We start from the raw sequence: 8852 nt of genomic DNA on the forward strand, positions 1-8852 counted from the left end.
TGGCGACGAGCAGGCGTGGAGCGCGACGGTGCTCGCGTTGGGTCTCGCCGCGCTGATCACCGCCACCTCGCGGACGGCCACGTCGGCGTCGGTGAGCATCTGGTCGGTGCGGTCCAGGGTCTGCTCGACCCGGTCCACCACACCCTCGATCCGGTCCACCACGCCGTTGATCCGGTTCAGCAGCTCCTCCACGCCGTCCAGCACCGCGAACGCGCGGGTCGGGACCGCCGCGAACGACGCGGCCTGGTCGAGGGCGGATCGGGTGAGACCGACGACCGAGGTCGGCCGGGGAAGGGGGATCGCCATGCCGTCAAGTGTGCGCCGCCCCGGCCAGCGGCACCGGGCGCCCGGTCGTCAGTGGTCTCCCTGCTGCTCGACGGCGCGTTGCACCGCCCGGTAGATCTGCCCGAACCGCAGCGCGTCGGGCGTGCGCAGCACCATCACCTCCTGACCCCGGTACTGCACCCACAACTCGTTGACCCGGTTCCCGCGCTCGTACGAGCGGTCCAGCCAGCCGAGCGGGATCTCCAGGAACGGCACCAGCGCCAGCGCGACGACCACGCAGGCGACGAAGACGATCAGCGCGGGCATCCACTCGCCCCGGTCCGAGGCGGACCAGGCCAGCGAGATCACGCAGATCAGCCCGATCAGCGGGGGCAGGGAGAGCAGGAGGACCAGAACGCCCCGGCCGAGCACCCGCCCCCGTACGGCGAGGGTGGTCTGTCCCTTGGCGTGCCAGACGTAGGTCACTTCGGTCAGCGGGATGACGTGTCCTGCGGCCCGGATCGACTCCGACGTCACCTGCACCGTGTCGTCCCGGTAATAGAGCGCCATCACTAAGCCTAACCACCTCCGGGCGTTCCGTGTCTGTCACGCGGAGGTCAGCGTCGCCTCATGCGGAGGTCGGCCCGGTCAACGACGGCGGGGCGGGCGGGCCGGTTCGTTCGCCTCCATGGCCCGTTGCACGGCGCGGTAGATCTGCCCGAAGCGCAGCGCGTCCGGGGTCTGGAGCAGCCGGACGGGGTGTCCCCGCCAGCGGATCCACACCTCCCGCTGGCGGCTGCCCCGGGCGTACGAGCGGTCGAAGTACTCGAAGAGCTGGTCGGCGATGGGCCCGGCGGCCAGGCCGATCAGCACCGAGGTACCGATGATGGCGACGGTGACGGTCGGCGACCGGTCGAGCCAGATGCCGATGACGATGCCGATGACGGCGAAGACCAGCGGGACGATCATCGCCGCGCCGAGGGCGCCACGTCCGGCCAGCACCCGCCAGGACAGGGTGCCCCGGTGGTGCCAGAGCTCGCTGATCTCGGTCAGCGGGTACGAGTCACCGTCGACGGTGACGGCGCGTGAGGTGACCTGTACGGACCTGTCGTCGTAGTACGTGACCATCGCGGGAACTCCGGGTGGTGGGACTGGCGGCCAGACTACGTGTCCGACCAGGTGCGCCGTAAGGTTGGCACGGACTTCAACGAGGAAGTGAGGGTCAGCGTGGGTGAGTTCGTGCGGCTGGAGACCAGGGACGGCATCGGCACCATCCGGTTGGACCGGCCACCGATGAACGCGCTCAACACCCAGGTGCAGGAGGAGTTGCGGGCCGCCGCGTCGGCCGCCACCACCGACCCCGAGGTCCGCGCGGTCATCGTGTACGGCGGGGAGAAGGTGTTCGCGGCCGGTGCGGACATCAAGGAGATGGCCGACATGTCCTACGTGGACATGTCCGAGCGGGCGGCCGACCTGTCCAGCGCGCTCGGCGCGATCGCCCGGATCCCCAAGCCGGTGGTGGCCGCGATCACCGGGTACGCCCTCGGTGGCGGCTGCGAGCTGGCGCTGGCCTGTGACTGGCGGGTGGTGGCCGAGGACGCCAAGCTCGGCCAGCCCGAGATCAAGCTCGGCATCATCCCCGGTGCCGGCGGCACCCAGCGGCTGGCCCGGCTGATCGGGCCGGCACGTGCCAAGGATCTGATCATGTCCGGTCGGATGGTGGACGCGCAGGAGGCGCTGCGGATCGGTCTGGCCGACCGGGTCGCGCCGGCCGGCGAGGTCTACGACGCGGCGGTGGCGCTGGTGCAGCCGTACCTGCGCGGCCCGGTGCAGGCGCTGCGGGCGGCGAAGCTCGCCGTGGACGGCGGCCTGGACATGGACCTGAACTCCGCCCTGGCCTGGGAGAGTCAGCTCTTCGCGGCGCTGTTCGCCACCGACGACCGGCGGGAGGGTATGGCGGCGTTCGTGGCGAAGCGGAAGCCGGACTTCACCGGTCGATGAAGATGGTTCACATTCCAGCTACCGGCCAGTAGCGTGTGACTCCGGTCGCCGACGAGAAGGAGCGGGAATGACGGAGCGGATCGAGGGGCACGGCGGGGAACTCGCACTCGCGGCGCTGCGCGCGTACGGGGTGCGGGAGATGTTCACCCTCTCCGGCGGGCACGTGTTCCCGCTCTACGACGCCGCGTACAAGTCCGACTTCCCGATCTACGACGTGCGGCACGAGCAGTCCGCCGTCTTCGCCGCCGAGGCGGTGGCGAAGCTCCAGCGTCGCCCCGGCCTGGCCGTACTCACCGCCGGACCGGGCGTGACCAACGGTGTGTCCGGCCTGACCAGCGCGTACTTCAACGCCTCGCCGGTGCTGGTGATGGGCGGCCGGGCCCCGCAGTTCCGCTGGGGCTCGGGCAGCCTCCAGGAGATGGACCACCTGCCGCTGGTCGCCCCGGTCACCAAGCACGCCGAGACGGTGTTCACCGCCGACGACATCCCCCGGGCCGTCGCCGCCGCACTGCGCACCGCGCTCACCCCGCACCGGGGGCCGGTCTTCCTCGACTTCCCGCTGGAGGCGATCTTCTCGGTGGGCGACGCCGAGCTGCCGACGGCGACGGGCGTCGAGCCGGTCGAGGCCGACCCCGACGAGGTGGCCGCCGCCGCGCGGCTGATCGCCGGTGCGGCCCGTCCGGTCATCGTCGCCGGTTCCGACGTGTACGCCGGTGACGCCGTGGACGCGCTGCGCGCCGCCGCCGAGGCGCTCACCGTGCCGGTCTTCACCAACGGCATGGGTCGGGGCGCCCTGCCGCCGGAGCATCCGCTGGCCTTCGCCAAGGCCCGCCGGGTCGCGCTCTCCGGCGCCGACGTGGTCGTGGTGGTCGGCACGCCGCTGGACTTCCGGCTCTCCTTCGGTGACTTCGGGGACGCCCAGGTGGTGCACGTGGTGGACGCGCCGAGCCAGCGCGCCTCGCACGTCGAGACGGCCGTCGCTCCCGCCGGTGACCTGCGGGCCGTGCTCACCGCCTTCGCCGAGTACACCGGCGACCGGGCCGACCACGCGGACTGGGTGGCGCAGTTGCGCACCGCCGAGGACGCCGCCAAGGCCCGCGACGCCGAGGAGATGGCCGCCGAGACGGACCCGATCCGGCCCGCCCGTGTCTACGGGGAACTGCGCAGGGTCCTCGCCCGCGACGCGGTCACCATCGGCGACGGCGGCGACTTCGTCTCGTACGCCGGGCGCTACCTGGAGCCGGCCCAGCCCGGCACCTGGCTCGACCCGGGCCCGTACGGCTGCCTCGGCACCGGCATGGGTTACGCGATGGGGGCCCGGATCACCCACCCGGACCGGCAGGTCTGCGTGCTGATGGGCGACGGCGCGGCCGGCTTCTCGCTGATGGACGTCGAGTCCCTGGTCCGGCAGAAGCTGCCGGTGGTGATCGTGGTCGGCAACAACGGCATCTGGGGTCTGGAGAAGCACCCGATGCGGGCCATGTACGGCTACGACGTCGCCGCCGACCTCCAGCCCGAGCTGCGGTACGACCACGTGGTGAGCGCGCTCGGTGGGGCGGGGGAGACGGTCGCCAAGGCGGCCGACCTGGGTCCGGCCCTGGCGCGGGCGTTCGACGCGGGAGTGCCGTACCTGGTCAACGTGCTCACCGACCCGGCCGACGCGTACCCCCGCTCCTCGAACCTGGCGTGAGCGCGGCACCCCGCCCCGGCCGGTTCACACCTCGGGGCGGGGTTCCTCGCGCGGCGGGTCGCCCTCGCGTCGGCGCAGGTCGTCCTCGCGCCGCCGCAGGTCCTCCTCCCAGCGCTGGAAGAGTTCCTGGTCCTCCTTGCGGGACCGCTCCTGGATCGAGCGCAGGAACTCGGGGTCGTCGTCCGGAGCGAGCGGCCGCTGCGGGCCTCGCTCGGTGGGTCGGCCGCCCGTCGAGAACATGCCGCCGTCGGCCTTGCGCTCGCGCCCGGCGACGAACCAGGCGATCGAGCCGATCAGCGGGGCGAAGAGGATCATCAGCACCCAGGCGATCCGGGGTAGGTGACGGATGTCGTCTTCCTCGGCGGAGAGGCAGCTGATCAGGGCGCAGACGGCGAGGACGACCTGCACCACGAAGAGGAGGATGTACAGCCGGGCCATGTACCCATCATGTCCTACCCGACGGGATGGTCACACCCCGCGCAGCACCAGCAGCACGCCGAGCAGGGCGAATCCGGCCGTCCCCAGCCCGACCAGGGCGAGCGTACGGCCGCCGCCGGCAGCCGCGCCGACGGTGCTGCTCCGCCGCCAACAGAGCGTGACGACCGCCACCCAGCCGAGCACGGCCAGCGCGGCCGGCAGTGCCCCGGCGGGGCCGCCGGTGAGGGCGAGCCGGACGGCCAGCAGCACCACCACGGTCATCGCCAGCGCGGTGCGTCGCCAGGCCAACCGGGTCCGTTCGGGTTGCAGTCCGGGGTCGCGGGTCGCGCTCATCGGCCCACCGCACCCACCAGCACCGCCACCGTGAGCAGCAGCGCGCCGAGCGCGACGACCAGGGCGAGCACGGCCGGGAACCGGGACGCGGGCAGTTCCCTGCCGAGCCGGATGGCGCGTTCGCTGCGCGCCCAGTGGTCCACCGCCCGCAGCGCGACCACGCCGCCGAGCAGCAGCAGCGCCACCGAGATCACCTCGCGCAGGTAGGACGCCGGCATCTCCGGCAGGAACTGCGCGGCGGCGAGCCCACCGGCGATCAGTGCCAGCCCGGTACGCAGCCAGGCCAGGAACGTCCGCTCGTTGGCCAGCGAGAAGCGGTAGTCGGGGGTGTGCCCCACCGACCGCATCTCCTGCGGGTCGAACCAATTCTTGATCAACTGCCACACGCAGGTGATTATCCGGTTCCGGTCGGGCATAACTGGAAACATGACGGATCTTGACGCGATCACGTTGCGCACGGCGTACGACACCCATCTGCGGCCGGGGCTGCCCGATCCGGTGCCGGACGGGGTCCTGGTGGAGCGGGACGGTCCGGTGTCGCGGGTGTGCGGGCTCGACAGCCGGGGCCTGGTGACCTATCGCGATCTCGGCGGTCTGACCGGCATCGAGCTCGACGGGTTGATCGCCCGACAGGTGGCGGCGGCCGTCGAGCGACGTGAGCCGGTGGAGTGGAAGCTGCACGGTCACGACGAGCCGGCCGACCTGCCGCAGCGGCTGCGCACGGCCGGGTTCGTCCCGGAGTCGGAGGAGTCCGTGATGGTGGGGCCGGTCGCGCCACTGGCCTCCGCGTTGCCCGTGGTGCCCGAGGGCGTGCACCTGCGTGAGGTGACCGGTCGCGCGGACCTGGAGCGGATCGCGGAGCTGGAGACGCAGCTCTGGGGTGCGGACCTGTCCGGCCTGGCCGACGGGCTGGCCCGGGAGATCGACGCCGACCCGCAGTCGATCACCGTGGTGGTGGCCGAGGCGGACGGGACGCTGGTCAGCGCGGGCTGGGTGCGGTATCCGGCGGAGAGCACCTTCGCCACGCTCTGGGGCGGATCGACCCGGCCGGAGTGGCGGCGTCAGGGGATCTACCGGGCGCTGGTCACCTACCGGGCCCGGTCCGCCGGTCAGCGCGACCGGACGCTGTTGCAGGTCGACGCCGGTGCGGAGAGCCGTCCGCTGTTGGAGCGGCTCGGCCTCGTCGCGGTCACCACGACCACGCCCTACGTCTACACTCCGTGATCATGACGCAGCGGCTGACCGACGAGGAGAAGCTGACCCTCAAGACGGGCGCCTTCGGCGCGGTCCTCATGGTCTCGAACGCCGAGCCCGGCCTGCTGGCGGTGTTCCGGGAGAGCTTCGCCGCCTCCGGGGCGATCTCCGAGGCCAGCGGCGTGGTGAAGGAGGCGCTGACCAGCGGGCCGCTGCCGAGGCTGCCGCGCGACTCGGCGCTGGAGATCGAGTCGGTGGTGCTGCCGGCGCTGCGCCGGGCGGTCGGCATCCTCACCGAGAAGGCACCGCAGGACGTCGGGGTCTACCGCGAGGTGGTGCTGGCCGCCGCGGACCGGACCGCCCGCGCCCACCAGGGGGTCAGCCCGGCGGAGGCCGAGGCGATCGGTCGGATCAGGGACGTCCTGGGCGGGGCGTCCTGACCGGTGGTGCCTCCGGTGAGCTGCGTCACGCCGGTCGCTCGGGGAAGCCGATGCTACCGACAGGTAACATCGCGTCGTGGGCAACTGCACAGCAGCCCACGGTTGACCTGACGGCAACAGACACGCAAGGCTGCGCCCCAGACCAGGGCGATTGAGCACACCACCACAGCAGGAGGGTCGTCGAAGCGCGATGAACATCGTCGTACTCGTCAAGCAGGTGCCCGACTCGGGCGCGGACCGCAACCTGCGAACTGACGACAACACTGTCGACCGCGGTTCGGCGAGCAACGTCATCAACGAGATGGACGAATACGCCATCGAAGAGGCGTTGAAGATCAAGGAGGCGCACGGCGGCGAGGTGACGATCCTGACCATGGGTCCGGACCGGGCGACCGAGTCGATCCGCAAGGCGCTGTCGATGGGGCCGGACAAGGCGGTGCACGTGGTGGACGACGCGCTGCACGGCTCCTGCGCGGTGGCCACCTCCAAGGTGCTGGCCGCGGCGCTGGGCCAGCTCGGCGCGGACCTGGTGCTCTGCGGCGCCGAGTCGACCGACGGCCGGGTGCAGGTGCTGCCGCACATGCTGGCCGAGCGGCTGGGGGTGGCGGCGCTGACCGGCGCCCGCAAGCTCACCGTCGACGGCAGCACGTTGACCGTGGAGCGGCAGACCGAGGAGGGCTACGAGGTGGTCACCGCCTCGACGCCGGCCGTGGTCTCCGTCTGGGACACCATCAACGAGCCCCGGTACCCGTCGTTCAAGGGGATCATGGCCGCCAAGAAGAAGCCGGTGCAGACGCTGGGCCTGGCCGACCTGGGCGTGGCCGCCGACGAGGTGGGCCTCGCCGGGGCGACCAGCACGGTGCTGGAGCACAGCAAGCGTCCGCCGCGCTCCGGTGGGGTCAAGGTCACCGACGACGGCTCCGGTGGCGCCCAGTTGGTCGAGTTCCTCGCCACCGAGAAGTTCGTGTGAGGGGTGTGGGACATGTCTGAGGTTCTCGTCGTCGTCGAAGCCACTCGGGAGTTCGGCGTCAAGAAGGTCACCCTGGAGATGCTCACCCTCGCGCGCGAGCTGGGCACTCCGGCGGCGGTGGTGCTCGGCGGCGCCGGTGCCGCCGACGCGCTCGCCGGCAAGCTGGGCGAGTACGGCGCGGAGAAGATCTACGCCGCCGAGGGTGAGGAGATCGACGGCTACCTGGTGGCTCCCAAGGCCACCGTGGTCGCCGACCTGGTCAAGCGGGTCCAGCCGGCCGCCGTCCTGCTCGCCTCCTCACAGGAGGGCAAGGAGATCGCCGCCCGGCTGGCGGTCAAGCTGGACAACGGCATCCTGACCGACGTGGTGGCCCTGGCCGCCGACGGCACCGCCACCCAGGTGGCCTTCGCCGGCTCGACCGTGGTCACCTCCAAGGTGACCCGTGGCCTGCCGCTGGTCACCGTCCGGCCGAACTCGGTCACCCCGGCCCCGGCCGCCGCCACCCCGGGGGTGGAGCAGCTCACGGTGACCGTCGGCGACACCGACAAGCTGGCCAGGGTCGTCGACCGGGTGGCCGAGCAGAAGGGCTCGCGCCCCGAGCTCACCGAGGCCGGCGTGGTGGTCTCCGGTGGTCGTGGTGTCGGCAACGCCGACAACTTCACGCTGGTCGAGGAGTTGGCCGACCTGCTCGGCGGCGCCGTCGGCGCCTCCCGGGCCGCCGTCGACTCCGGGTACTACCCGCACCAGTTCCAGATCGGTCAGACCGGCAAGACCGTCGCCCCACAGCTCTATGTGGCGCTCGGCATCTCCGGTGCGATCCAGCACCGGGCCGGCATGCAGACCTCGAAGACGATCGTCGCGGTCAACAAGGACGGCGAGGCGCCCATCTTCGAGCTGGCCGACTTCGGCGTGGTCGGCGACCTGTTCAAGATCGTGCCGCAGGCCGCCGAGGAGATCCGCAAGCGCAAGTGAGACGTGACGACGAAGCCGCCGACCGGGAGACCGGGCGGCGGCTTCGTCGTCTGCGCCGAGGGAGCTGATCGGCGGGCCGGGGAGCTGATCCGGCCCGCCGATCAGCCCGTCAAGGAGCCCCTCAACAGGCTGTCGCCGGAGTGGGCGGTGTCGTTGTCGAACTGTTCGGCGGAGACGTCGACAACAGAGTACTTCCCCAGGTCGACGGTGGGCGGGAGCGGCAACAGCACCTCGCTGCCGGTGCCGAGCACGCCGATCGAGAACATCTCCATGGTGCGCGGGTCGATGAGCCAGACCTCGTAGTACCCCGACACGGCCGGGAGATTCGCCACATGCAGATGAAGCTCGCCGCTGTCGAGGACCCGCACGTCCCCACGGGCCTGTGGCGGCGTGCTGCCGTACGCGTCGAGTCGGGCGCTGGCCACCACGGCCTGGGCCGGTGGCGCCGGGTCGGTCGCGCCGCCGCCCAGCACGACCGCGGTGCCGACCACCCCGACGGCGGCGGCGGCCACCGCCGTGGTCGCGGTCGCCAGCCAGCGCGGCACCCGGC

12 protein-coding genes and 1 pseudogene are annotated in these 8852 nt (G+C 71.9%); 6 read left to right on the top strand and 7 right to left on the bottom strand.

Going from position 1 to position 8852, the window contains the following annotated elements; translation table 11 throughout:
* The 3 genes and pseudogenes from EYA84_RS20270 to EYA84_RS20280 form a co-directional block, all read right to left on the bottom strand.
* A pseudogene (locus EYA84_RS20270) lies at positions 1–306 on the bottom strand (hypothetical protein); the annotation flags it as partial.
* A 48-nt stretch (positions 307–354) separates the two neighbouring features.
* A complete protein-coding gene (locus EYA84_RS20275) occupies positions 355–834 on the bottom strand; it encodes a DUF6232 family protein (protein ID WP_131054623.1) in 480 nt (159 codons plus the stop codon).
* Between the two features lie 78 nt (positions 835–912).
* Positions 913–1392, bottom strand: a complete 480-nt coding sequence (locus EYA84_RS20280; protein ID WP_131054624.1) for a DUF6232 family protein — start codon at positions 1390–1392, stop codon at positions 913–915.
* 99 nt (positions 1393–1491) lie between these two features.
* Here EYA84_RS20280 and EYA84_RS20285 point away from each other — a divergent pair, with 99 nt between their 5' ends.
* Positions 1492–2265, top strand: a complete 774-nt coding sequence (locus EYA84_RS20285; protein ID WP_131054625.1) for an enoyl-CoA hydratase/isomerase family protein — start codon at positions 1492–1494, stop codon at positions 2263–2265.
* A 67-nt stretch (positions 2266–2332) separates the two neighbouring features.
* A complete protein-coding gene (locus tag EYA84_RS20290; RefSeq protein WP_131054626.1) occupies positions 2333–3955 on the top strand; it encodes an acetolactate synthase in 1623 nt (540 codons plus the stop codon).
* Positions 3956–3979: 24 nt separating this feature from the next.
* Here EYA84_RS20290 and EYA84_RS20295 read toward each other — a convergent pair whose 3' ends face one another.
* From EYA84_RS20295 to EYA84_RS20305, 3 genes are read right to left on the bottom strand one after another with little or no spacing between them, the layout of a single operon-like run.
* Positions 3980–4393, bottom strand: coding sequence for a PLD nuclease N-terminal domain-containing protein (locus EYA84_RS20295; protein WP_131054627.1), 414 nt, complete (start codon positions 4391–4393; stop codon positions 3980–3982).
* 30 nt (positions 4394–4423) lie between these two features.
* Complete coding sequence (locus EYA84_RS20300) at positions 4424–4726, bottom strand: DUF202 domain-containing protein (RefSeq protein ID WP_131054628.1); 303 nt, start codon at positions 4724–4726, stop codon at positions 4424–4426.
* The gene (locus tag EYA84_RS20305) at positions 4723–5112 is read right to left on the bottom strand and encodes a DUF202 domain-containing protein (RefSeq protein ID WP_131054629.1); all 390 of its coding nucleotides are present in this window, start codon (positions 5110–5112) and stop codon (positions 4723–4725) included. The genes EYA84_RS20300 and EYA84_RS20305 overlap by 4 nt, the downstream gene beginning before the upstream one ends.
* Before the next feature lie 40 nt (positions 5113–5152).
* Between EYA84_RS20305 and EYA84_RS20310 the strand changes: the two genes are divergently transcribed.
* The 4 genes from EYA84_RS20310 to EYA84_RS20325 all read left to right on the top strand — a co-directional run bounded on the left by EYA84_RS20310 (position 5153) and on the right by EYA84_RS20325 (position 8302).
* On the top strand, positions 5153–5950 hold the full coding sequence (locus EYA84_RS20310) for a GNAT family N-acetyltransferase (protein ID WP_131054630.1): 798 nt from the start codon (positions 5153–5155) through the stop codon (positions 5948–5950).
* Positions 5947–6360 carry a hypothetical protein gene (locus EYA84_RS20315; protein ID WP_131054631.1) on the top strand — a complete coding sequence of 138 codons (414 nt, stop codon included), beginning with the start codon at positions 5947–5949 and terminating at the stop codon, positions 6358–6360. The genes EYA84_RS20310 and EYA84_RS20315 overlap by 4 nt, the downstream gene beginning before the upstream one ends.
* Before the next feature lie 190 nt (positions 6361–6550).
* On the top strand, positions 6551–7330 hold the full coding sequence (locus EYA84_RS20320) for an electron transfer flavoprotein subunit beta/FixA family protein (protein WP_131054632.1): 780 nt from the start codon (positions 6551–6553) through the stop codon (positions 7328–7330).
* Between the two features lie 12 nt (positions 7331–7342).
* Positions 7343–8302 carry an electron transfer flavoprotein subunit alpha/FixB family protein gene (locus EYA84_RS20325; RefSeq protein WP_131054633.1) on the top strand — a complete coding sequence of 320 codons (960 nt, stop codon included), beginning with the start codon at positions 7343–7345 and terminating at the stop codon, positions 8300–8302.
* A gap of 101 nt (positions 8303–8403) precedes the next feature.
* Here the strand turns inward: EYA84_RS20325 and EYA84_RS20330 are convergent.
* Positions 8404–8852, bottom strand: a 449-nt coding sequence (locus tag EYA84_RS20330) for an anti-sigma factor (protein WP_236145864.1), incomplete at its 5' end; no start/stop codon positions are given.

It is taken from the genome of Verrucosispora sp. SN26_14.1, from assembly GCF_004307965.1.
Lineage (GTDB): Bacteria > Actinomycetota > Actinomycetes > Mycobacteriales > Micromonosporaceae > Micromonospora.